Raw genomic sequence first — 23,367 nt, 5'->3', positions numbered from 1 at the left:
GCAATGTTTCCAGGGGTTTTGCCGGTTAAAGGTCCAATACCAGACGAGCGGAAAGCGCTCGCGAAACGCAGGCGCAAATTTGCTTGTTGCCGGCCTTCTCTTTGCTCGACAAACAGTTGTCGCGGTGTTCCGGAACCCCGTCTAGCACCTCGACGATGCAGGTGCCGCAGATACCTTCGCGGCACTCGGTGTCGATGTCGCAGCCGTGGGCCTGCAGCACGTCGACCAGGCTGGTATTGGCAGGCACCTGAAGCACCACACCGGAGCTGGACAGTTGCACTTCAAAACCACCGCTAGGGCCGGCATTCGCGGCGGGATCGGCCTGGAAATGCTCCAGGTGAATCGCATCTTCACTACGGCTGCGGGCGGCCACTTCCACCACTTTGTTCATAAACGGCGCGGGGCCGCAGGTGTAGACGTGGGCAGCGCTGCCGGCCTGGTTCAGGCTTTGGGTCAATGCCGCATCCATGTCACCGGGCTCGACGCCGTAATGGAACTGCACATGATCGGCAAAGGTTGTGGCCAACAGCTCGGAAAAGGCCGCGTACTCCGGCGAACGGGCAAAGTAGTGCAGGCGATACGGTTGGCCACTTTCCGCCAGTCGATAGGCCATGCTCAGTAGCGGCGTGACGCCAATGCCGGCGGCGAACAGCACATGTTCGGTGGCGGTCGGGTCGAGGCGGAACAGGTTGCGCGGAGCCCCCATTTCCAGCTCCATGCCCTCTTCCACCTGCTCGTGCAGCGCCAGCGAGCCACCGCGCGACTGCGCTTCTTTCTTCACCGCCACCAGATAGGCGCGGCGATCCTGCGGTGGACTGCACAGCGAATACTGGCGGGTCACCCCGGTCGGCCCGGTCAGGTCGACATGCGCCCCCGGTTCATAACTGTCGAGCGGCTGACCGTCACTGCGCACGAGGCGAAAGGAACGGATATCCAGCGCTTCGTCGACGATCCTTTCGATCCTCACCTTCATCATTGCATCACCTGAAATACGGTTGATTTTGTTTAATAAGCAGCCTGTAGCAGCTGTCGAGCACCGCGAGGCTGCGTTCGGCTTCGAACCTGAACTCACGATCTTCCTGAAACACCACATCGCCTGATTTCACGACTGCTTCGCAGCCGAACGCAGGCTTCGCCAGCTGCTACCTAAGCTGCGTTGAACGCTTTTTTTCAGCGCACGAACAAGTCGAGCACCGCGAGGCTGCGTTCGCTCGTAGCAGCTGTCGAGCCTGCGAGGCTGCGTTCGGCTGCGCAGCAGTCGTAAAACCTGAACACACGATCTTCCTGAAACACCGCATCGCCTGATTTCACCACTGCTTTGCAGCCGAACGCTGCCTCGCGCTGCTCGACAGCTGCTACACGAGCTGCGTTGAACGCTTTTTTCAGCGCATGAACAAGCCGCCGTTGATGTCCCAGCACGCACCAGTTACCGAAGCAGCGTGTTCGGCAATCAGCAGCAATACGCTGTCGGCGATGTACTCCGGGGCGCCGAGGGTGCCGGCCGGGATCATCTTGAGAATCTGCTCCAGTCGCTCCGGGGCCACGGTTTCGCGCACGATCGGCAAGTCCAGCGGACCCGGCGAGATGCTGTTGACCGTCACACCTTGTGGCGCCAGTTCACGGGCGAAGACCTTGGTCAGCGTCGCCACGCCGCCCTTGGCCGCCGCGTAATGCGCGCCAGTGGCAGTGCCGCCGTTCTGGCCGGCGAGCGAGGCGATGTTGACGATGCGACCAAAACCGCGCTCGGCAAAGTGCGCGCCGAACACCTGGCAGGCCACGAACGTGCCGCGCAGGTTTATCGCCATCGACTCGTCGAATTCTTCCGGGGTGATGTCCATCAGCGCGGCCACTTTCGATTGACCGGCGTTGTTCACCAAAATGTCAGTACCGCCCCAACGCTCGGCGAGCAGGTCGCGGGCACGGACAAAATCGGCCTTGTTACGCACATCCAGTTCGATGGCGACGGCAGTCGCGCCGTTGCCATCGAGTTCCGCTGCCAACTGTTGCACGCCATCGAGGCGCACATCGGCCAGGGCCACGCGATAGCCCGCCGCGTGCAAGCGACGGGCGATGCATTTGCCGAGACCGCGCGAAGCGCCGGTCACCAGGGCTACTCGATTCATGGTGTTGGCCCTCACAGCAGGAAGCCGAGCGCGCTCAGGCTGTCGGTTGAGTTAATCAGGCGCACGACTTTGCGTTCCAGCTTTGCCACACCGTCGACGAAGCGAATGCGGTGGTTGAGGTCAGCCACGAACGGCGTGTGCACGCCGCGTTTGTAGGCGTACAGCATCTGCGCGGAATTGACTTCAACGAGGTCGCCGGCGGCTTCCACCAGACGGAAACGCGAGACCGTGCGGATGGTTTTTGCCGCGTCCACCGCCGACGGCGAATAGCCGGCGGTCAGGCGCTCGATGCGCAAGTCACGCATACGCGCATCGTCGTAGGCGTAGTTGAGCGTGGCTTCAAAGTCTTCGGTGTCCGGATCGATCGGCACGATGTACTTGCCGCTGTCGCTCCACAAAGTCGCCCATTCGGCGTAGTTCTTGTGGTCGAGCAGTTCGGCTTCGCGCCAGATGAATTCGATGGCCTGGGCCAGCGGGCCGGAAAAACCATTCAGGGTGTCGTGATTGTTCATTGGCTCATCATCCTTTTCCACATGTCATAAGCACCGCGCATGCCGCCTTCGTCGGTGGCGTGGGACACCTTGTCGCCGTTCTCGGCGGTGATTTCGCGATTGAGGCCGCGGTTGACCAGGATTGGTGCATCGACGCCGGCGTACGAGCCGCGCTGCACACGGTCCCAGGCCTCGGCATCATCCGGGCTGCCGAAACCGAACGGGCCCTGGAAGTGTTCGTGAATGCGCATGCGTTCGCGGTTGGCGATTTCCGGGCCGCCGTCCATGCCGAGGGCGACGTGGCGGATCTCGGTTTCGGTGACCGAGACCGGGCGTAGCACGCGGAAGAACGACATCGACATCGCCACGTTCGGGAACAGATTCAGGTTAAAACCGGCGCCGTGCAGCGAACGCACGATGCGGCGCACTTGATCCGTCGGCAGGGTTTTCGACAGTTCTTCGGTGACGTGGGCGAAGCGCTCCTGCAACTGTTCGGTGCCGTCGTCGTGATCAAGGTCAACGTGTTCCGGCACCATCACCATCACGCTGTGGCCGTTGCCCAGCGAGTGGGTAACCGCTTGTTCGTCGGTCATGAACGAGAGCATTTCCGAGGTTTCTTCATCCACCGACGACATGAACGACTTGTGCACGATCGGGAAGTGATAACCGTCGGTGGTGTTTTCCAGCTGGATCTTCCAGTTGCCCTTGAAGCTGAACTTGTGTTCGCCCTGGGTCTTGATCGGGTAGCCGGCGCCCTGTTTCATGAACAGGTCCATCCAGTGCTTGGCGCCACCGAGGAAATCTTCCAGCGGTTCAATCTCGTCGTTGTAGCTGGCGAAGACCATGCCGGCGTAGCTTTCCACACGCAGGCTGGTGAGCGGCAGTTCGGACTTTTCCAGAATGCCTTCGTAACCGTCCGGGTACGGCAGCGCACGCAGTTTGCCGTCCAGGCCATACGACCAGCTGTGGTACGGGCAGGTGAAACCGGTGGCGTTGCCTTTGTGCTTCTCGCACACGGTGGCGCCACGGTGGCGGCAGCGGTTTTCCAGGACGTTGATGTTGTTCTTCTTGTCGCGAACAACGATCACCGGGCGACGGCCGATGGTGGCGGTTTTGAAGTCGCCGCAATTGCGCACTTCGCTTTCGTGGGCAACCCACACCCAGGTGCGGTAGAAAATCTTGTCCAGCTCGGATTCGAACAACGCAGGATCGTTGTACAGCGAGACGTCAACGCGGTCGTGACTGACCAGTTCGTCGGGGCTTTTCGATGATGCGATCAGCCGGTATTCATGAGTGCTCATGCGGTTCTCCTCATGGCGTGTTCTTATGATTTCGATTTAGAGCCAGACCGTTCACCGGCCATGCTCTGTTGCAGCTGCGCACCAAAGGCGCAGACCAATTCGTCCTGATCTTTACGGCCGACAATCTGCAGGCCGACCTTCAGCCCGCCGCAATCCAGTTCCACCGGCACCGTCAGTGCCGGATGGCCGCTGAGGTTGAAAGGCCGGACCAGCGGGGTCATGCCGGCCACGGCTTTGCTCGCGCTGCGGGCTTCGACCAGCGTTGGCGGCAGGCTCGGCATCGTCGGCAACAGCAGCACTGCGAACTGTTCGAGCGCGGCGTCCACTTGCTGACTGAAACGCGCACGGACTTTTTCCGCTTGCGCTAGGTCCGCGGCGCTGGTGCGGCTGGCGGCCAGCAGGCGTTGCTCGACATCCGCACCGATCAAGCCTTTGCCGGTGAGGTGGCCGTACGCGGCCCAGTTTTCAAAATTGATCACGGTCAAACCGGCAGCGAACGCCGCTTCGAATTCGCTCAGGTGCAGATTGCTACGGCGCCAGCCGGCGCGGTCGGCGGCAGCGCCGAGGCTCGCTTGCAAATGCGGATCGCAGTCGACTTCGAGGAAGCCGACAGAGGCATTGCTCGACGGCAAACCTTGAACCTGAAAACCAGGGCAAATCACTTGCATCGCGGCGATCAGGTCCGCCATGTCGGCAGCGAACGGCCCGACGCAATCGAGGCTGGACTCCGCCGGATGCGCGCCGACCCGGCTGACGCGGCCGTAAGTCGGTTTCAACCCGGCAATGCCGCAGCACGCCGCCGGCACCCGCACCGAGCCGCCGGTGTCGGTGCCGATGGCGATGTCCGCCAAACCGGCCGCGACCGCTGCGGCCGAACCGCTGGAGGAACCACCCGGAACGCGATCCGGCGCTTGCGGGTTGATCGGTGTGCCGGTCCAGTCGTTGATGCCGGTGACGCCAAACGCCAGTTCGTGCATGTTGGTTTTGCCAACGATCTGCCAGCCCGCGTCGAGGATCGCATCGACGACGTCGGCATTGCGGGCAGCCGGCGCGGCATCGGCAAACGCACGGCTGCCCGAACGGGTCGCATGCCCGGCAATGTCGATGGAGTCTTTGATCGCGACCCGTTTGCCGCTGCCACCGATCAAGAATTCGCTGATAAACGTGCTCATGCGCCCAACCCCGTGTTGAACAAGCGTTGCGTACGCAAATGCGCGATCAGCCAGACGCCGTCGACACAGCGGAAATCGATGTTCAGGCGTGTGCCAAACAATTCGCTGTGGCCATCGGCGTAGGTGGAAATCTGCTGCATGATCCACTGCCCTTGGGCCTTGCTGCCGTCGACCACAATCGACTCGCTGGTGAGGTAATGCAGGTTCAGACGAAAGTGATCCGAGGGCGGCAAATAGCCGCCGACGAACGCCGCCACGGCATCACGCCCATGGTGCTGGCCGAAGGTCTGCGCAGTCTGAGTGCCGACGCCCTCCCAGATCGCATCGACGCAGAACAGTTCAGCCAATTCGCGAACATAGGTCGGCGCCCTCGGCACATCGCACAGGTCCATGTAGCGCGCCATCAAGCGGCGCACCTGGCTCTCCCCTTCCAGCGTTGCAAGACGCTGCAGCAAGGCCTCGTTCATGGTTTAAACCTTGGCTGCGTCAGGAATGGTCAGCGGGCGACCGATGCGCGCTTCGACCTTGGCGTAGCGCCACAGGCTGTATTCGTTGACCGGCGTGGTGCGGAACAGGTTGCAGGCATCGATCACCGATTGGTGGCAGTCAACGTCGGCCATGATGTAGACGGTCCACGGCGAAGTGGTGGACGGGCCGACCATCAAGCGGTCATCGTCCATTGCGCCGAGCACGGTGATACCGGGCATGGCGCCCAGCGAGCCCATCATCTGGCTGAAGCCTTTCCACACGCTCAGGCCTTCGCCGGTCGGCAGGTCGAAAAAGTTCTGGGTGATGCCGATGCAGAAGACGACACGCAGTGGTTCTTGAGTGGTCTGGGTCATGGGGTTTGATCCTTGAAATAGTGGGTTCAGATGTAGCCAGGGAATGGCGGTACGCCGAGGAACACCGAACCGGCGCCGTCGTACAGGCCTTCACTGAGGAATGCGTGCTGGGTGACCACCAACGAATCGCGCAGGTAACGCTGCAGCGGATGGCGCAGGTAAATCGCGGTGGTGCCGGCGAGGCTGTAAGCGCTCTGCACCACGGCCGCACCGGCCTGGGACACGTGAATCGCGGACAGGCGCAACAGGCTGGTTTGTTCAGGCGTGACCGGGTTGCCAGTAAGAATCGAGTTCCACACCTGCTCGGTCGCGTTGTAGAAGAACCCGCGGGCGGCGGCCAGTTGCGCTTCGGCCTTGGCGATTTCGATACGCACATAAGCGCGGTCGGCCATTTTCGGTGCGCCGGTGATGCCGCTGCCGGCGGCCATGCGACTGACTTCATCAAGCGCAGCGCGGGCCAGACCGAGGTTGACCACGGCCAGCACTTGCGCGGCGTAGGCAATCGACGGGTAGCGGAACAGCGGCTCGTCGATGGTCGCGGCACCGCCACGGATGAAGGTCCAGCGATCTTCGACGTGTTTGTCGGTGACGCGCAGGTCGTGGCTGCCAGTGCCTTTGAGGCCGACCACGTCCCAGTTTTCAATAATGTCGACCTGATTCGCGCGGAACACAGCAGTGCGCGGCTTGCCGCCGGCCGCGCCGATGCCGACACCCAGCAGGTCCGCGCCTTTGCAACCGCTGGCGAATTTCCAGGTGCCGTTGACCTGCCAGCCGCCATCGACTGCTTCAGCAGGTTGCAACGGGAACAGGCCGCCGGCAAACACCAGATCCGGGCTGGCGGCGTAGATTTCAGCCAGGGTTTCTGGCGGCAATGCAGCGAGATAAACGCCGGCGCTGCCGAAGCTCGCAACCCAACCGGCGGAACCGTCGGCTTCGGAGATGCGTTCGATCATCTGCAAGAAAAGCGCTGGCGCCAGCGCATCACCGCCGAAGCATTTCGGCGTGGCGGCGCGGTAGATGCCCACCTGTTTGAAGCGTTCGATCATGTCCCGTGGTACGTGGGAACCGGCGTCGAATTCATCGCGACGTTGGCGCACTTCATCCAGCATCCGCTGAAATTCCTGACGGTGGACGCTGGTGTCGTCGACGCCTGGCAGAGGGTCTTTCTGCGCGGTAGCTGAACGCAGCATGGGCTTGATCTCCGTTGACTTGTTATTAGACGGAGCCTGCCTCGGGGCGTGGCGACCGTTGATGGGTTCAGTGTAAAAACCGCATCCGCTCGCCACTATTGGGGCGTGTAGCCCCCCGACTAAAGAAAACCCCTAGCCCGCCCCCGGTTACCTCTGAGCGCATCACCGGGCGCAAGCCGGTATAAAACGCCATACTTCGACTTCATCTGTAGTCGACCCCTCTGCCGCCAAGGGCTGCGCGATGTATCTGCCAAAACCGAACGACTTCTACGCCCTGATCGAAGCCATGCCGTTGTGCATCATTCTTCACGACGCCCAAAGCAAGGAGATTCTGTGGGCCAACGCCGCCGCCCTGACGGCGCTGGGCTTTACCCTGGAAGAACTGACGCCGCTCAAAGCCCCGGACATGACCCGCAATGCGCCGCAGTACCGGCGCTCGGTCGGTCTGCGTTGGCTGGAAGGCGCGGCGCGCACCGGTCAGCGCGCCATAGAGTGGTGTTATCGCTCCAAGCAAGGCGTGGAAATCCTTTCGGAAGCGGTGGCGACGCTGGTGCACCTGGACGGTCGCGATGTGTTGATGGTGCAGTTCCGCGACATCTCCAAGGAAGACAAGGTCAAGCGCGACCTCAAGCGTTTCGAAAGCCGCCTCAAAGCCTTTATGCAGGACCTGGCCGAAGGCGTTGCAGTGCTCGGACCACAAGGCGATATCCGCTTTATCAGCGAATCCGCCGCGCAATTGCTCAATAGCGAAGATCAGCCGCTGATTGGCGAAAACTTCCTCGACTGGTGCGACGAAACTTCACGCCAGCGCCTGCTGCAACAGTTGTCCTGCGAGCAGCCGGAACACGCGCCGTTCAGCGTTCACTACCACCTGCAACGGCGCGACGGTGAATGGCGTTGGCACCACGCGACGTGCCGCTACATCGAAATTGAAGACGACCTGGTCGGCTACTTGCTGCTGTTTCGCGATGTCACCGAACAAGTGCGCGCCGAAGAAGCGCGACGGGTCAGCGAACAAAAACTGGAATACCTGGCGCGCTACAACGCCATGGGCGAAATGGCCGTGGCGATTGCCCATGAACTGAGTCAGCCGCTGGCCGCCACGCGTAATTTCATCGAAGGCGCGGTGATTCGCCTGGGCAAGGATCAAGGCAACGATCAAGGCGTGGTCTGGGGTTTGCAGAACGCGGTGCGGCAAATCGAGCACGCGTCAGTGATCATCAAAAGCGTGCGTGAGTACGTGGTCAAGCTGGAGCAATCCGAAGAGCTGATCGATCTCAATGAGCTACTGCGCGAAACCCGATATTTCATCAGCCTGCGTGCCGATCCGAGCCTTATAAAAGTCGAAATCGTCACCAGCCCTGAACCGCTGCTGATCAGTTGCGAGAAAGTGTTGATCGGCCAAGTCATCCTCAACCTGGCCTTTAATGCCATCGAAGAGATGTGTGATTTGCCGCTGGATCGACGCGTTCTGCGTATTCACGCGAGCCGTGGTGATCAGGTTGCTTTGGTGCGGGTTGAAGATCGCGGTCGCGGGATTCAGGCACTGGAGCAGGACAAACTGTTCGACGGTTTTTTCTCCTCCAAGGTCAGCGGCAACGGCATTGGCCTGGCACTGTGCAAAAACATCATCGGCCGCCATCGCGGGGATATCTGGGCGCAGAACCTGGAACCGTGTGGTGCTGTTTTTACCTTCTCCCTGCCCCTCGCAAAACCCGTCTGACACTCGAAGTTCCCCCGATCCTTTGGACGACACAAAACCTGTGGTGAGGGGGATAGGCTGGCAAAAGTTGGGACACCATCTGCAATAACCTTGCACCTCATGCATTAAAAGAAGCCCCACTCAGTCATCAAAGGGTTTCAAGCGGGCCGCGGGTACGGCCGCGCCGCAACACACAATGAATAATGTCGGACGTTTCCTCGATTTTTTGAAAGCTTTCACGAGTTTAACGGTGCGTGTTTAAAGACACTCAGTGTTACGTCCCGAAGGCTACAAAACCTTGCGCCGTTGCCTACGGCTAAGCCAGAATCCGCCGGCTTGTGCGTCGATGGTCCGGGTTTTATCGTTTCCGTGTCGCTGAATAACAGCGATCGGGTTTGGTAGCCCGTATTCCACATGACGCATAGCGTCACCTTTTACAGATGCTTTTTCGGCATTCGTTTTTATGGTGGCCATGCGCAGGGCGTCCTCGGGCGCGCCGGATTTTCCATGTGGGCCGGTCTACCAACCTTCGTATGGCCACCACCTTTCGTTTGGTAGCGAGGGTGATGGCTCCGATAATCCCATATGGAGTTTCATCAATGTTTAAGGTAACGCCCAATCCACCAGACGCCGAATCGCCAGACGCTGATCCGGCCTCCCCATACGAATCCATCGATTCAAAAAAACTCCACGACGCCGCCGAGCGCGCGCTCAATTTCTATCTCAACCCGGCGGCGCTCATGAACAACACCCCTCGTAAACCCAGCACCATTTATATGATTGCTCCAGACGTCGACCATGAAACCTTGCTGGTCCAAACATGTGAAAACCTGGCGTCGGCCAGTGTCATGGCCAGCAACGTGGCGGCGTTGGTAGAGGGCACCCATCGCAGTACCGTGCTGGCGCTGCAGCAGGTCATCATGCTGGGGGAGCTGGCGGTGAATCGAATGCTGGATAACTTCGTTCCACCAAGGTAATCCGCGCGACACGTTGGCGGTGGAGCTTGCTCCTTCGTCAACGGTTGATCGTTAAATTTTTCTCCTCCAAGGTCAGCGGCAACGGCATTGGCCTGACGCTGTGCAAAAACATCATCGGCCGCCATCGCGGGGATATCTGGGTGCAAAACCTGGAACCTTGTGGTGCTGTGTTCAGCTTCTCCCTTCCCCCCGAAAATCCTGCCTGACAGTCACCTACTGACATGTAGCAGCTGCCGAAGGCTGCGTCCGGCTGCGCAGCAGTCGTAAAACCAGAGTTCTCGGTGTGTCAGGAAGCCCGCGTATGCAGGGTTTACGACTGCTTCGCAGCCGGACGCAGCCTTCGGCAGCTGCTACAGAAGCGCGTTCGCCCAAGTCATTTGAATCGCTTTTGGCGTGTTCCCCACGACTGGCACAGACACACAAACACTTGGCAGCCACAGCAATTCTCGGCGTTTCCCGGCGAGGCAGAATCGAATTGTAAGAATCTGCCCAAGCACCCGCGATCTGCGTGAATAACAATTCAGGGAGTTCCCCTAATGCGAACCAACAGGATCAACGTACAGTCAGCGCTAGGTCTGAGCCTGCTTGTACTCGGCTTGACCAGCGCCCGTGCGGACCTGCCGGCTGACACCATCGGCCAGACCGTTTTGGCCTTTCCGCCGGAAGTCCACCGGGCGTTTATCGTCGACGTCGAATTCGAAAGCTTCGTGGCGGGCCGCGTCACCGTGGTCGACCCCGACAAAAAACGCATCCTCGGCATGGTACCGACCGGTTTTGCCGCACCATCAACGCTCAGCCGCGATAAAAAGACCCTCTACAGCGCCGACATTTTCTACTCGCGCGGCACTCGCGGCACGGTTACCGATGTGCTGACCGCGTGGGACACCTCTACTCTGGCGCCGGCCTGGGAAGTAGTCATTCCACCCAAGCGCGCCGAGTCGCTGACCCAACGCTACGGCTTGAATACCAGTGGCGATGACCGTTTCGTCTACGTCTACAACTTCACGCCATCGACCTCGGTGACCGTGGTCGACACGCAAGCCAAGTCCGTCGCCGCCGAACTGGCGATTCCGGGTTGCGTGCTCAACTACCCGATCGGCAACCGCCGCTTCGCCTCGCTGTGTGGCGATGGCAGCTTGCAGGTGATCACGCTGAACGATCAGGGCCAGGAAGCCGCGCGCAGCCGCACGCCGTTCTTCGACCCGAACGCCGAAAAGCTCGTTGAGCGCGCGGTGAACGTTGGCGATACGTACTACTTCACCACCACCACCGGCACCGTTCGCCCGGTGGATTTTTCTGGCGACGCGCCGAAGATCCTGCCGTCGTGGTCGTTGACCACCGATGAAGAAAAGAAAGCCGGCTGGGCGCCGGGTGGCTGGCAGCTGATGGCCGTGGCGCCGAAGCTCGATCGCTTGTACGTGCTGATGCACGACGGGCATGAACCGTTGAAGTGGGAAGACCCGAGCCCGCTGATTTGGGCGTATGACCTCAAGACCCACAAAAAAGTGGCGACACTGGAAGCGCCGGCGCCGGTGTGGAGCCTGCAAGCGACGGGCGACGACAAGCCGCTGTTGCTGGGCGCCGACGTCGAAGGCGGCTTGCAGATTTTCGATCTCAAGACCAACAAGCTCACCGGCAGCATGCCAAAAGTCGCCAAAACCGCGACTCAGGTCATGAGCTACTAAACGAGGTTCGGCCATGCAACTAGATCCGATCTTCATCATTGCCAGCGCCCTCACCATTGCGGTGTTGCTGGCCAGTGCCGCGACGCACAAGGTGCGCGCGCCGGCACATTTTGCCAGGCAATTGGCGGACTACCAACTGTTGCCCGATGCGTTGGTGCGCCCGGTCGCTCGCGTGACTCCAGTGGTAGAGCTGGTGATCGCGTTCGCGCTGCTGGTGCCGGTCAGCCGGTATTGGGCAGCGTTGACGGCCGCCAGCCTGATCGCGCTGTACGCCGCCGCCATTGGCATCAACCTGTGGCGCGGTCGCCGCGACATCGACTGCGGCTGTGCCGGCCCGGACCAGGCGCAACCGTTGCGCCCGATCCTGTTGCTGCGCAACAGCGTGCTAGTGGGCGTGGCGCTGTTGGCCAGCGTGCTGCCGATGGCCCGCGACCTGGGTTTTTTTGATGGCTTCGTCACCGTTGCCGCCAGCGCCGTAGCGCTGCTTCTGTACGCCGCAGCCGATGGCTTGCTGGCGAACTCCCCTCTTCTGCTCAAACTGATTGGTAGGTGATCAATGGAAGGCTTAATTGTTTCCAACGTTTTGCTCTGGGTTCTGCTCGCGGCCGTGGCGTTTGCCGTCATGGGCCTGGTGCGTCAGATTGGTGTCTTGCACGGCCGCCTGGCTCCGGCCGGGGCGCTGATGATGGACAAAGGCGTGGCGGTCAACGAAGCCGCACCGCAAGTCACCGCGTCCGACCGTAAGGGCCGTCCGGTGAACTTCGGTTATGCCGGGGAAAAGAACCAGCTGCTGTTCTTCCTCTCGCCGACTTGCCCGATCTGCAAATCGCTGTTGCCGGCGATCAAATCCATCGCCAAGGAACAGGCGGATCGTCTGGACGTGGTGTTCATCAGCGACGGCGACATGGACGCCCAACGAGCGCTGATCCGCGAACACAAACTGGAAGACGCGACCTACGTGGTCGGGCCGGAAGTCGGCATGACCTATCAGATCGGCAAGCTGCCTTACGCCGCGCTGATCGACAAAACCGGCACCCTGCGCGCCAAAGGCCTGGTCAATTCCCGCGAGCACCTGGACAGCCTGTTCGAAGTCGAACACCTGAAAAGCGCCACGCTGCAGGAATACCTCAACAGCCAGCCGCATGCACACGACCACAGCCACGGCCATAGCCATTGATTGAGGCAGGGAGATTTTTATGAAACTGCTGGATATTTTGTTCGAGCGCTCGACCCGTCGAGTGGCCGACACCACCTCACGCCGCAAACTGCTGTCGCGCATGGGTTCCTTGATGGTCGCCGGTGCCGCACTGCCGCTGCTGTTGCCACTGGACCGCACCAGCAAAGCCCTGGCTGCCGACAACCCAAAAGCCGGTGACCCGGGTGATCCGAACAGCTGCGACTACTGGCGTTATTGCTCCATCGACGGTTTTCTGTGCAGCTGCTGCGGTGGTTCCGTGACGTCCTGCCCACCGGGCACCGAAGCCTCGCAAGTCACCTGGATCGGCACCTGCCGCAACCCGGCCGATGGCAAGGACTACATCATTTCCTATAACGACTGCTGCGGTAAGCAGAGCTGCGCCCAGTGCGCCTGCACCCGTAACGACAGTGAAGAACCGGCTTATCGCCCGTTCAACAACAACGATGTGAACTGGTGCCTGGCCGCTAAATCGCACATCTATCACTGCACCGTTTCGATCATCCGTGGCGTCGCCGTTTAACGCGCATTGCCGCCGGTTGCTCACGCAATCGGCGGATTTTTTTGTGCCCCAATAATCTCTATGACTATTGGCGAAACCTGTAGGAGTGAGCCTGCTCGCGATAGCGGAGTGTCAGTCGACAGTTGTGTTGCCTGATACACCGCTATCGCGAGCAGGCTCACTCCTACACAGGTTTCGGCGGTGGTTTCGAAAAGTGTGTTTTACCGTAGAGGTGCTTGTCATGCGTAGGTTGCTATTTCTCGGTCTGGTTTGCGTCGTTGCCGCCCCGCTCGCCTATGCCCGGGCCATTCCCGACCCGGCGCAGCGGCATGCGCCGGGCAATGAAGAACTGCAAAAACCCATCGCCCAGGCCGGTTACAGCGTTGGCGTGAACTACCAGCTGCAATGCGCCGGCTGCCATTTGGGCAACGGCATGGGCTCGGCAGCCAATGACACGCCTCGGCTCACAGGGTTTGTCGGCAACTTCCTCAAGGTCCCCGGCGGCCGCGAATTTCTGGTGCGTGTACCCGGCATGTCGCAATCGGCGCTGAACAACGCGCAGTTGGCTGACCTGCTTAACTGGTTGATGCGCGACGGCGGCCTGGCCGGTAAAAGCACGCCTGCCGAGTATCAGCCTTACAGCGCTGAAGAGGTGGCTGAATTGCGTCACGTGACTATGCTCAATTTACCGGGTACTCGGGCAGAGTTGATCAAGGCAATGCGTGCACAAGGAATCGCGATTGAAGACGGCATGAGTGACTGATTCGGCCAGGCGCCGCAAGGGTACCTGACTGTAAACGAGTGTCATTCCTGCCATTATCTACGCTATTTTTCCTGAGAGGCTTCAGGCGCCTACCGGTCTTCTAGACTCATCGAAACAGGGGGAGCCACGCTCCGCGTGCGTTTCTATACGCTGATTAAAAACAAGGAAACATAACCTTGAAAGCTTCGATAATCATCGTCGCGGGCAGCGTGCTGTTTTCGATGGCAGCTTCAGCCACCGGGATTATTCCGGTCTTCGACCTGGATTTCACAAGAGCAGCGGATCAAACGCTGAAAAAACTCAACATCAACGATGGTTGCATTATTGATGCCCCGGACCCCATCACGTTCACCTACTGCCGGGAAGGCTCGACAACGCTCTGGAAGTATCAGGTGCTGGACCTGCAACAACAGGCAGCGATCCGCACGGTTACCCCGCAGCCCCAGATGGGTTATGGACAAATCAGCATTCTGGAACTCAATAGCGCGGCCTGTGCTCACGAAACCCGGGCCGAGGCTAAACCCGCCATTACTTGCATGGCCGTACTCGGTCTGGTCGCGCTGTTTCTGCTGATTGGCTTGCGATACACCTACAGGGTCCACCGCCAATACCACAGCAAAAGTTCAGCGTCCTCGATTCCTCCATGGCAGCCAATGGCCGAGCATGTGCCTGAACACCATGACATGGCAAAGGCATTGGGCGCGTTTGGTGTCGCTACTGTGATGATGATGGTTTATGCCAGCTTCTGCGTTTTTTAAGGCTCGCCACTGAACACGCAAAATCCGAACGTTTTCGGTTTTCTGCGGGGCACTTGTTTGTCGGCCACCCGCGGCGTTTCATCGACTTGAGATTGAAGCGTGATGGCGAGTGGATATCTGCGCGAAGGTGATTATGCTTCAACTATCCCGGCACACCTGCGAGGCCGTCAGCTGCTTCCCTGATTCGTGCAATTTGCAATCCGATGACATCAGCCCCAGGGCCTGGGTGCGGCAACTGATGAGAGGTACTCCGGCCTATAACAAGAGCAAAACGGAGATCACTCATGGCCGTAATCGACACCACAACCACGGGTAGCACACCCAACCGCGGGATAACCAAGGAAGAGCGCAAGGTTATTTTCGCCTCGTCCCTGGGCACCGTATTCGAATGGTACGACTTCTACCTTTACGGTTCCCTCGCCGCCATCATCGCCAAGCACTTCTTCGCGGGCGTCAACGAGACCACGGCGTTCATCTTCGCCCTGCTCGCCTTCGCCGCAGGCTTTGCCGTACGGCCTTTCGGCGCCATCGTGTTTGGCCGGTTGGGTGACATGATCGGGCGCAAGCACACCTTCCTCATCACCATTGTCATCATGGGTATCTCCACCGCCATCGTCGGTTTTCTACCGGGCTATGCCACGATCGGCGTGGCGGCGCCGGTCATCCTGATCAGCCTGCGCATGCTGCAAGGCCTGGCGCTGGGTGGTGAATACGGCGGCGCGGCGACGTACGTGGCCGAACATGCACCGCCAGGCAAGCGCGGTTACTTCACCTCGTGGATCCAGACCACCGCGACCCTCGGGCTGTTTTTGTCGCTGCTGGTGATCCTCGCCTGCCGCACCTTGCTCGGCACGGAAGCGTTCGAGGCGTGGGGCTGGCGGATTCCGTTCCTGCTATCGATCCTGCTGCTGATCGTCTCGGTGTACATCCGCCTGCAGCTCAGCGAGTCGCCGGTGTTCAAGAAAATGAAGGAGGAAGGCAAAGCCTCCAAGGCGCCACTGACGGAATCCTTCGCCCGCTGGGGCAACCTGAAAATCGTGATCATGGCCTTGCTCGGCGGTACGGCCGGCCAGGCGGTGGTCTGGTACACCGGGCAGTTCTATGCGCTGTTTTTTCTGTTGCAAACACTCAAGATCGACCCGCAAACCGCCAACCTGTTGATTGCCGGTTCGCTGCTGATTGGCACGCCGTTCTTCGTCATTTTCGGCAGCCTGTCCGACCGCATCGGCCGCAAGGGCATTATCATGGCCGGCTGCATCCTCGCAGCGCTGACCTACTTCCCGATCTTCCATGCGTTGACCCAGTACGGTAACCCCGACGTGTTCGTGGCACAGGAGAAGAACCCGGTCACGGTGATCGCCGATCCCGGCCAGTGCTCGTTCCAGTTCGACCCGGTGGGCAAGGCCAGATTCACCAGTTCCTGTGACCTCGCCAAGAGCGTGCTGGCGAAGAAAGCGATCCCCTACAAAAACGAGAAGGCCGAACCGGGCACCGTCGCGCAAGTTCGCATCGGCGACAAGGTGATCCAGAGCTTCGAGGGCACCAGCCTGCCGGCCGCTGAATTCAAAACCAGCAACGACGCCTTCATCGCCACCCTCGGCACTGCCCTCAAGGAAGCCGGCTACCCCGAGAAGGCCGACCCGGCGAAGACCAACTACCCGATGGTGTTGCTACTGCTGACCATCCTCGTGATCTACGTGACCATGGTCTACGGGCCTATTGCCGCGTGGCTGGTGGAACTGTTTCCGGCGCGCATCCGCTACACCTCGATGTCGCTGCCGTATCACATCGGCAATGGCTGGTTCGGAGGGTTTCTGCCGACGGTGGCCTTCGCCATGGTCGCGGCCACGGGGGATATTTATTACGGGCTGTGGTACCCGATCGTGATCGCGGTGATGACGGCGATTCTGGGCACATTCTTCCTGCCGGAAACCAAGGACCGGGAGATTCATCACACCTGAGGTGGGCAGCCGCCCTCTCCTGCCGTGGGAGAGGGCATGGCTGTTTTATTTGACGAGCCGGGTTTCCTTGGACGGCCGGTAGCCGAAATACGAGCTATAGCATTTGCTGAAATGGCTCGGCGATACAAAACCGCAGGCCACCAGCACGTCCACTTGAGACAGCTCGGTGTGCTGCAGGAGTCGACGCGCTTCGGTGATGCGCAGTTCCAGGTAATAGCGTTGCGGCGTGGTGCCCAGTTGTTCCTTGAACAGGCGTTCAAGTTGTCGACGTGAACGGCCGGCGTAGACCGCCAGCTGCTCCAGCTCCAGCGGTTCTTCGAGGTTGGCGTCCATCAGCTTGACCACCTCGCGCAACGGCGCACTCACACAGATGTTTTCCGCCGGTTTGATGCGCCGGTAGCGAGACTCTTCAAACGCCAGAATGTCCTCGATTCCCTCGACGAGAGCTTTATCGTGCAGCCCTTTGATCCAGTCCAGCGCCATATGGAAGGCCCCCGCAGGACTGGACGCCGTGAGCCGGTCGCGGTCAATCACATAGGGCTCGCTGGTGACATGCGCTGCTTTGGAAATCTCTGCCAGTGCGGGCCGATGCTCCGGGTGAATGGCGCATCGATAGCCATCGAGCAAGCCAGCGCTGCCGAGGAACCACGCGCCATTCCACAGCCCGGCCAGGGTGACGCCCCGCTCTGCCGCCGTTCTCAACAGGTGGATGAACTCATCGGCGGCCTTCAGTTCTGTGCGGTAGCCGCCACACACGACCAACAGGTCCAGTTGCTGAATCGCTGACGCATCGAAGCGTGCGTCCGGCCGGATCACCAGGCCCAGGTCACTGATAACCTCGCCATCGTTCAAGCCAAACGTTCGGGAAGCGAACAAGCCGGGGCGCAGCAGATTCGCGGTGACAATCGTGTCCAGTGCTTGCGTGAACGCAGGCAGCGAGAAGTGTTCGAGCAGCAAAAAACCCGTCCGCGTTACCGGCGCAGGCTTGTCAGCAGGCTCGTTTAGATAGCGGAGGTTTTTACCCTTCATCCCTCCGCTGAATTGCCGTCGTTCGATCAATGTCCGACCCACTCGATTACGTTAACTACAAAAGTCAAAACCAGCGGGTTCATTATGCGACAGATCAGGCGAGGTGAAAGCCGGTCGACGCCAAGTTGTTTATTTGTGGATTAACCTTGGGCAACGATCATTTAGGCACGCAGCAACAGGAATCTGGCAGGAATTCACAAGAAGCCTTTCATTGGCTGTAGCACAGTGTGGTGTGCTGTCACCGGTTTCCCAAGGAACTCAGAAATGTTCACGTCCATTGCCTCGTTAAAAAGAAAACCGCTCGCCCGACTCGCGCTGGCCATCACCCTGGGCACCTTCGGTTTGCCGGGCTGGATGTCCACCGCACAGGCCCATGGCGGGGCCGCCGAAATGGTGCCTTTGCAGTCGACCCTTGAGGAATTCGGGGCCACGGTCAAATGGGACAGTTACGCCAACCTGTTCGTCATTGCCAAGGACGGGGTTTACCTCAAGGTCAAACCGGACAGCAAAGTCGCCATGCTCAATGGCAAGCCCATGAAGCTGGCGGTCCCGGTGGTGTTCAAACACAAAACCGCCTACATGCCGAAGGACTTCATCAATCAGGTGTTCCAGTCCGGCCTGGACAAAACCTTTGTCGTCGAAACCCGGCCTAACCCGCTCAACCCGTTGAGCGCGGACGAAATCAAGGCGGCGGTGGATATCGTCAAGCAGTCCGAGCACTACCAACCCGGTTTTCGTTTCACCGAAGTCTCGGTCAATGCGCCGCCCAAGGATCAGGTCTGGAATTTCGCCTTGACCGGTCAGAACGTCACACAGCCGCGCCAGGCCAACATCGTGGTGCTGGATGGCAAGCACGTGATCGAAGCTCTGGTCGACCTCGACGCCAAGGCGCTCAAGTCCTGGAAGCCTATCGAAGGTGCGCACGGGATGGTCCTGCTGGACGATTTCGCCACTGTGCAATCGGCTGTGGAAACCAGCCCCGAGTACGCGCAGGCCTTGGCCAAGCGCGGCATCACCGATGTGAAAAAAGTCGTGGCCACGCCGCTGACCGTCGGCTACTTCGACGGCAAGGACGGACTGGAGCAGGACAAACGGCTGCTGAAAATCGTCAGCTACCTCAATACCGGTGACGGCAATTACTGGGCGCACCCGATCGAGGGCCTGGTGGCGATTGTCGACCTTGAGCAAAAGAAACTGATCAAGATCGAAGACGAAGCCTTGATCCCGGTGCCGATGAAACCGACGCCGTATGACGGCCGTGGCCGCAAGGGCGTGCAGGTCAAGCCGCTGGAAATCATTGAGCCGGAGGGGAAAAACTACACCATCACCGGCAACAGTATTCACTGGCAGAACTGGGACTTCCATGTTCGCCTCGATTCGCGGGTCGGCCCGATCCTGTCCACCGTCACGTATGACGATAAGGGCAAGAAACGCAAAATCATGTACGAAGGCTCGCTGGGCGGGATGATCGTGCCTTACGGCGACCCTGACGCCGGCTGGTACTTCAAGGCTTACCTGGACTCAGGCGAGTACGGCATGGGTACCCTGACCTCGCCAATTGCACGCGGCAAAGACGCTCCGGAAAACGCCGTGCTGCTCGACGCCACGATTGCCGACTACACCGGCGCGCCGACTTCGATTCCTCGTGCGATGGCGGTGTTCGAACGCTACGCCGGCCCGGAATACAAACACCAGGAAATGGGCCAGCCCAACCTCAGCACCGAGCGGCGTGAGCTGGTGGTGCGGTGGATCAGCACCGTCGGCAACTACGATTACATCGTCGATTGGGTCTTCCAGCAAAACGGCACCATCGGCATCGATGCCGGCGCCACCGGTATCGAAGCGGTCAAAGGCGTGCAGTCGAAAACCATGCACGAAGCCACGGCCAAGGAAGACACGCGCTACGGCACCTTGCTGGACCACAACATCGTCGGCACCACGCACCAGCACATCTACAACTTCCGCCTGGACATGGACGTCGACGGTGAAACCAACTCGCTGGTTGAAGTGAACCCGGTGGTGCTGCCAAATGACCGTGGCGGCCCGCGCACCAGCACGATGCAGACCGAGCACAACGTGGTCAGCACCGAACAGCAAGGCGCACAGAAGTTCGACCCTTCGACTGTTCGCCTGATGACCAACTTCAGCAAGGAAAACAAAGTCGGCAACCCGGTTTCCTATCAACTGATTCCGTATGCCGGCGGCACGCATCCGGTGGCCAAGGGCGCGAACTTCGGCAAGGATGAATGGCTCTATCACCGCCTCAGCTTCATGGACAAGCAACTGTGGGTAACGCGCTATAACCCGGAGGAAAAGTACCCGGAAGGCAAATACCCGAACCGTTCGGACAAAGACTCGGGGCTTGGGCAGTTCACCGCGGATAACCAGCCGATTGAAAACTCTGACGACGTGGTCTGGCTGACCACCGGCACCACGCACATCGCGCGGGCCGAGGAATGGCCGATCATGCCGACCGAATGGGTGCATGTGCTGTTGAAGCCGTGGAACTTCTTTGACGAGACGCCGACGTTGAACCTCAGCGCCCCCAAATAACCACACGCCCCCTGTAGGAGCATGGCTTGCCCGCGATGGCGGTGTGTCAGTCGACATCGCAGTCATCTGACACACCGCCATCGCGGGCAAGCCATGCTCCTACAGGGGGGCGGGTTTCTTCAGGTGGATTGGTCGCAGGTGCTTGCGGCATTACTGGCTGACCACAATCTTCCCGATCATCTGTGGATGCAGCGCACAAAAATACTCGAATTCCCCCGGTGTGTTGAACACCCAGGAAAAGCTGTCATTGGTATCCAGCGCCCCAGAGCGAAATACCTTGTGGGTTTCCGCCACCGTGTGCGGAATCTGGTCATCGTTCACCCATGTCACTTTGGTACCCACGGCCACATTCAAATCCTTGGGCCCGAACATGAACTCCCTGATATCGATTTTCACCTCCTGAGCCCACACCGGCATCGACAGCAGCAGGCAGGCCACGGCCAACAGTCGCTTTTTCATCCGAGTGCCCTCCCCCTAAACCAGTGTCGAGTCGATCAGCGCCAGCGGATGATCGCCCTGCGTCGCTCGCACATCGGTGATCCCCAAATAATTGCGCAATTGATCAGCCGCCACCGTCATCGGCCCGGGTGTCGGTGCCGCACCTGGTGCAGGTTGTGGATAAGCGGTGCCACGGGCGGTGTGGAAGGTGATGTTGCCTTCGACTTTCTGGATGACCTGGTGGATATGCCCGTTCAACACCGTCACCGAACCGTACTTGCGCAGCATGGCAATCGCCTGATCGCCATCCTCAGTGCCCCAGCCCCACGGCTGATAAACCGTCCACAACGGAATATGGGTAAACACCACGATTGGCGTGCTGCTGGTCACGGCGCGCAAATCATCGGCCAGCCAGGCCAGTTGATCGGCACCCAGGGTCGCTTCGTGGCCCGCCTGGAAATTGAAGACATTCACCAGTGCAACAAAATGCACGCCGTGGTCATCGAAGCTGTACCAGCCATTGCCTTTGGTGCCTTTGCCGTAACGCTCCAGGTAGAGCTTGCCGCCGCTCTCGTCGAGGGTGTCATGCTCCCCCGGGACGTAGTGCACCGTGGACGGCAGGCCCTTGAGCAGTTGCGCGGCCGTGTCAAACTCTTCGGGTTTGGACAGGTGGGTGATATCGCCGGTATGCAGGATCAGCGACGGCCGTTTTGGCAGCGCGATGACCTTGTCGATGGCCATCTGCAACGTCTTCACAGGTTCCGGGTTGGCCTCCTTGTTGAAGCCGATGTGCGAGTCGCTGATCTGCACGAAGTGGAAGGTGCTGGCCAGTGCCTTGGGGTCGGAGACGTTGCCCGCCGCATCCAGGGCAAAGGCCCGGGGAATGCCGCCGCTCAGGGCCCAGATGACCCCCGCCCCGGCCCACGCCGAGCATTTCAACAGTGTCCGGCGGTCGGGGTTGAGCGGGCCGTCGGTGCGAAGCGGGTGCCTTGATTGAATGTCCATCGGTTTTCCCTCGCTGGCGAACTACAGTAATGGTGCTGACACGAGGTACAACCAATCAGGACGGAGTTTTATTCCACGACATTGAACGTCTGTAGCAGCTGTCGAGGCACGAGGCTGCGTTGCGTGTCCGCAGGACCGTCCTTCGTGGGCCGCTACGCAGCCCAACGCAGCCTCGTGCCTCGGCAGCTGCTACAGGGAATTGCGTCGTGCGTTGGAAAAGTTGTTTTTTCCGGGAATAAAATGCGGAGCAGCGCGGTTATAGGGGTGGGACAGTGCGGGAACCACTATGAAGCGATTTGAGGAACTGTTTGCGCCCCATCTGGACGCGGCCTACAACCTCGCGCGCTGGCTCACGGGCAACGACAGCGCCGCGCGCGATGTCGTCCAGGAAAGCGCCCTGCGCGCCTTCCGTTTCTTACACCGCTTCGCCGACGGCAACGCCAAGGCCTGGTTTCTAACTATCGTACGCAACGAAAGCTACACGTGGCTCAAGGCCTCGGCCGGACACCACTGGGTCGCTATCGGCGACGAACTTTGCGAAGACGACGCCATGCTGAGCCACAGCCAGACCCCGGAACTACTGGCCATCCATATGGAAAATTCGGCGCTTATCCAGCAAGCCCTGTGCGCCCTGCCACCGGCGTTTCGTGAGGTGATTGTTCTGAAAGAACTCGAAGACCTGCCCTACAAGGACATTGCCCTGGTGGTCGACATTCCCATCGGCACCGTCATGTCGAGACTGGCCCGGGCGCGCGCCATGCTCAAGCTCGAACTACTGAAGTTGTACGATCATGAATGAACTCGACTGCACGGTTTGCCAGACGTTGATGCATGGCTATCTGGACAAGGAACTTGACCCGCCGACGACGGCAACGGTGGCCGGGCATTTGGCCGGGTGCGCCGAATGCGCGCGGTTGCACGATCAGGCGAGGCTGCTGATGCTCGGCGTGAAACGCCAGGCGCCGTATTACACGGCCCCGGCGTCGTTGACGGCCAGTGTGTTCGCCGCTGCTGCCCCGCGCCCAAATATTTTCGAGCTCTGGCGAACATGGTTCGCACCGGCCTTTTCTGCGGCAGCGCTAGGCTTGGCGGTGGTGCTTTATGTGGCCACGCCGGCCAGCGAGCAACCGTTGATGGACGAGGCCGTCTCCAGTCATGTCCGCTCGTTGATGGGTGAGCATTTGAATGATGTGGTGTCTTCCGACCGCCATACCGTGAAGCCTTGGTTCACTGGCAAACTCGACTTCGCGCCACCGGTAATCGATTACTCGGCACAAGGGTTTGTGCTGTTGGGTGGACGGTTGGATTATCTGCAGCATCAGGCCACGGCGGCCCTCAGTTATGGGCGGGCCAAGCACATTATCAACGTGTTTATCCTGCCCACGCCGGAGGCGGATAAGCCGCAACAGAGCCAGACGATTCGTGGCTTTAACGTGGTGTCCTGGCAAGCGAATCACATGCGGTTTGTGCTGGTGTCCGATCTGGAGAAAAGCGAACTGGAGGCGTTCAGCCAGTTGCTCAAACCGTAGTACAAAACCCTGTAGGAGTGAGCCTGATCTGGTCCAGTAATTTTGGACATTGTTTTCGGTTCTCACGCCGCCATCTTTTCTGCCGCTACCGGCGAGTGGTAACCGTTGTAGCTGTGGCGCCTTACATTGTTGTAGCGCGCCACATATCGGT

24 protein-coding genes and 1 pseudogene are annotated in these 23,367 nt (G+C 59.9%); 13 read left to right on the top strand and 12 right to left on the bottom strand.

Annotated features, from left to right (window positions below; genetic code table 11):
• Positions 1 to 25: 25 nt before the first annotated feature.
• The 8 genes from KGB06_RS22230 to KGB06_RS22195 form a co-directional block, all read right to left on the bottom strand.
• Positions 26 to 976 carry a PDR/VanB family oxidoreductase gene (locus tag KGB06_RS22230; protein WP_223519593.1) on the bottom strand — a complete coding sequence of 317 codons (951 nt, stop codon included), beginning with the start codon at positions 974 to 976 and terminating at the stop codon, positions 26 to 28.
• A 406-nt stretch (positions 977 to 1,382) separates the two neighbouring features.
• On the bottom strand, positions 1,383 to 2,123 hold the full coding sequence (locus KGB06_RS22225) for an SDR family NAD(P)-dependent oxidoreductase (protein ID WP_223519591.1): 741 nt from the start codon (positions 2,121 to 2,123) through the stop codon (positions 1,383 to 1,385).
• A gap of 11 nt (positions 2,124 to 2,134) precedes the next feature.
• Positions 2,135 to 2,635 carry an aromatic-ring-hydroxylating dioxygenase subunit beta gene (locus KGB06_RS22220; RefSeq protein ID WP_223519589.1) on the bottom strand — a complete coding sequence of 167 codons (501 nt, stop codon included), beginning with the start codon at positions 2,633 to 2,635 and terminating at the stop codon, positions 2,135 to 2,137.
• Positions 2,632 to 3,915: an aromatic ring-hydroxylating oxygenase subunit alpha gene (locus tag KGB06_RS22215; RefSeq protein ID WP_223519587.1), complete on the bottom strand. Its 1,284-nt coding sequence runs from the start codon at positions 3,913 to 3,915 to the stop codon at positions 2,632 to 2,634. Before KGB06_RS22215 ends, KGB06_RS22220 begins: the two co-directional genes overlap by 4 nt.
• A 23-nt stretch (positions 3,916 to 3,938) precedes the next feature.
• Positions 3,939 to 5,087 (bottom strand): amidase, encoded by a 1,149-nt coding sequence (locus KGB06_RS22210; RefSeq protein ID WP_223519585.1) that lies wholly within the window; start codon positions 5,085 to 5,087, stop codon positions 3,939 to 3,941.
• A complete protein-coding gene (locus KGB06_RS22205) occupies positions 5,084 to 5,554 on the bottom strand; it encodes a nuclear transport factor 2 family protein (RefSeq protein WP_223519583.1) in 471 nt (156 codons plus the stop codon). The genes KGB06_RS22210 and KGB06_RS22205 overlap by 4 nt, the downstream gene beginning before the upstream one ends.
• 3 nt (positions 5,555 to 5,557) lie before the next feature.
• Positions 5,558 to 5,929 (bottom strand): hypothetical protein, encoded by a 372-nt coding sequence (locus KGB06_RS22200; protein ID WP_007945348.1) that lies wholly within the window; start codon positions 5,927 to 5,929, stop codon positions 5,558 to 5,560.
• 26 nt (positions 5,930 to 5,955) lie between these two features.
• Positions 5,956 to 7,119: an acyl-CoA dehydrogenase family protein gene (locus tag KGB06_RS22195; RefSeq protein ID WP_223519582.1), complete on the bottom strand. Its 1,164-nt coding sequence runs from the start codon at positions 7,117 to 7,119 to the stop codon at positions 5,956 to 5,958.
• 241 nt (positions 7,120 to 7,360) lie between these two features.
• On the opposite strand from KGB06_RS22195, the gene KGB06_RS22190 reads away from it, so the two are divergent.
• Entirely contained in the window at positions 7,361 to 8,842 is a 1,482-nt protein-coding gene (locus tag KGB06_RS22190; protein ID WP_223519580.1) for a PAS domain-containing sensor histidine kinase, read from the top strand.
• A gap of 267 nt (positions 8,843 to 9,109) precedes the next feature.
• On the opposite strand, the gene KGB06_RS22185 is transcribed toward KGB06_RS22190, so the two are convergent.
• A complete protein-coding gene (locus KGB06_RS22185) occupies positions 9,110 to 9,295 on the bottom strand; it encodes a hypothetical protein (RefSeq protein ID WP_223519578.1) in 186 nt (61 codons plus the stop codon).
• Between the two features lie 125 nt (positions 9,296 to 9,420).
• On the opposite strand from KGB06_RS22185, the gene KGB06_RS22180 reads away from it, so the two are divergent.
• The 9 genes and pseudogenes from KGB06_RS22180 to KGB06_RS22140 all read left to right on the top strand — a co-directional run bounded on the left by KGB06_RS22180 (position 9,421) and on the right by KGB06_RS22140 (position 16,662).
• Positions 9,421 to 9,798, top strand: coding sequence for a DUF6124 family protein (locus tag KGB06_RS22180; RefSeq protein ID WP_223519576.1), 378 nt, complete (start codon positions 9,421 to 9,423; stop codon positions 9,796 to 9,798).
• A 50-nt stretch (positions 9,799 to 9,848) separates the two neighbouring features.
• Positions 9,849 to 10,004, top strand: a pseudogene (locus KGB06_RS22175) (ATP-binding protein); the annotation flags it as partial.
• 330 nt (positions 10,005 to 10,334) lie between these two features.
• Positions 10,335 to 11,483 carry an amine dehydrogenase large subunit gene (locus KGB06_RS22170; protein WP_223519574.1) on the top strand — a complete coding sequence of 383 codons (1,149 nt, stop codon included), beginning with the start codon at positions 10,335 to 10,337 and terminating at the stop codon, positions 11,481 to 11,483.
• 13 nt (positions 11,484 to 11,496) lie between these two features.
• Entirely contained in the window at positions 11,497 to 12,036 is a 540-nt protein-coding gene (locus KGB06_RS22165) for a MauE/DoxX family redox-associated membrane protein (RefSeq protein ID WP_223519572.1), read from the top strand.
• Between the two features lie 3 nt (positions 12,037 to 12,039).
• Positions 12,040 to 12,660, top strand: coding sequence for a methylamine dehydrogenase accessory protein MauD (mauD, locus tag KGB06_RS22160; RefSeq protein WP_223519570.1), 621 nt, complete (start codon positions 12,040 to 12,042; stop codon positions 12,658 to 12,660).
• Between the two features lie 19 nt (positions 12,661 to 12,679).
• Positions 12,680 to 13,201, top strand: a complete 522-nt coding sequence (locus tag KGB06_RS22155) for a methylamine dehydrogenase light chain (RefSeq protein ID WP_223519568.1) — start codon at positions 12,680 to 12,682, stop codon at positions 13,199 to 13,201.
• 220 nt (positions 13,202 to 13,421) lie between these two features.
• The gene (locus KGB06_RS22150; protein WP_223519566.1) at positions 13,422 to 13,943 is read left to right on the top strand and encodes a cytochrome c; all 522 of its coding nucleotides are present in this window, start codon (positions 13,422 to 13,424) and stop codon (positions 13,941 to 13,943) included.
• A 176-nt stretch (positions 13,944 to 14,119) separates the two neighbouring features.
• On the top strand, positions 14,120 to 14,701 hold the full coding sequence (locus tag KGB06_RS22145; protein WP_223519565.1) for a hypothetical protein: 582 nt from the start codon (positions 14,120 to 14,122) through the stop codon (positions 14,699 to 14,701).
• A 284-nt stretch (positions 14,702 to 14,985) separates the two neighbouring features.
• A complete protein-coding gene (locus tag KGB06_RS22140) occupies positions 14,986 to 16,662 on the top strand; it encodes an MFS transporter (protein ID WP_223519563.1) in 1,677 nt (558 codons plus the stop codon).
• A 45-nt stretch (positions 16,663 to 16,707) separates the two neighbouring features.
• Here the strand turns inward: KGB06_RS22140 and KGB06_RS22135 are convergent, their stop codons facing one another.
• Entirely contained in the window at positions 16,708 to 17,721 is a 1,014-nt protein-coding gene (locus KGB06_RS22135; protein ID WP_223519562.1) for a GlxA family transcriptional regulator, read from the bottom strand.
• Between the two features lie 234 nt (positions 17,722 to 17,955).
• Between KGB06_RS22135 and tynA the strand changes: the two genes are divergently transcribed.
• On the top strand, positions 17,956 to 20,244 hold the full coding sequence (gene tynA, locus KGB06_RS22130; RefSeq protein WP_223519560.1) for a primary-amine oxidase: 2,289 nt from the start codon (positions 17,956 to 17,958) through the stop codon (positions 20,242 to 20,244).
• A 150-nt stretch (positions 20,245 to 20,394) separates the two neighbouring features.
• On the opposite strand, the gene KGB06_RS22125 is transcribed toward tynA, so the two are convergent.
• Together KGB06_RS22125 and KGB06_RS22120 are read right to left on the bottom strand one after the other, a co-directional pair.
• Positions 20,395 to 20,703 (bottom strand): cupredoxin family copper-binding protein, encoded by a 309-nt coding sequence (locus KGB06_RS22125; RefSeq protein WP_223519558.1) that lies wholly within the window; start codon positions 20,701 to 20,703, stop codon positions 20,395 to 20,397.
• A gap of 15 nt (positions 20,704 to 20,718) precedes the next feature.
• On the bottom strand, positions 20,719 to 21,687 hold the full coding sequence (locus KGB06_RS22120; RefSeq protein ID WP_223519556.1) for a metallophosphoesterase family protein: 969 nt from the start codon (positions 21,685 to 21,687) through the stop codon (positions 20,719 to 20,721).
• Positions 21,688 to 21,973: 286 nt separating this feature from the next.
• Between KGB06_RS22120 and KGB06_RS22115 the strand changes: the two genes are divergently transcribed.
• Entirely contained in the window at positions 21,974 to 22,486 is a 513-nt protein-coding gene (locus tag KGB06_RS22115; protein ID WP_223519554.1) for a sigma-70 family RNA polymerase sigma factor, read from the top strand.
• On the top strand, positions 22,479 to 23,216 hold the full coding sequence (locus tag KGB06_RS22110; RefSeq protein WP_223519552.1) for an anti-sigma factor family protein: 738 nt from the start codon (positions 22,479 to 22,481) through the stop codon (positions 23,214 to 23,216). The genes KGB06_RS22115 and KGB06_RS22110 overlap by 8 nt, the downstream gene beginning before the upstream one ends.
• Positions 23,217 to 23,367 lie beyond the last annotated feature (151 nt).

The organism is Pseudomonas sp. GL-B-19, assembly GCF_019956415.1.
Lineage (GTDB): Bacteria > Pseudomonadota > Gammaproteobacteria > Pseudomonadales > Pseudomonadaceae > Aquipseudomonas.
Note: the sequence above shows the minus strand (reverse complement) of the source record. Positions and strands in the feature narration are given on the sequence as shown.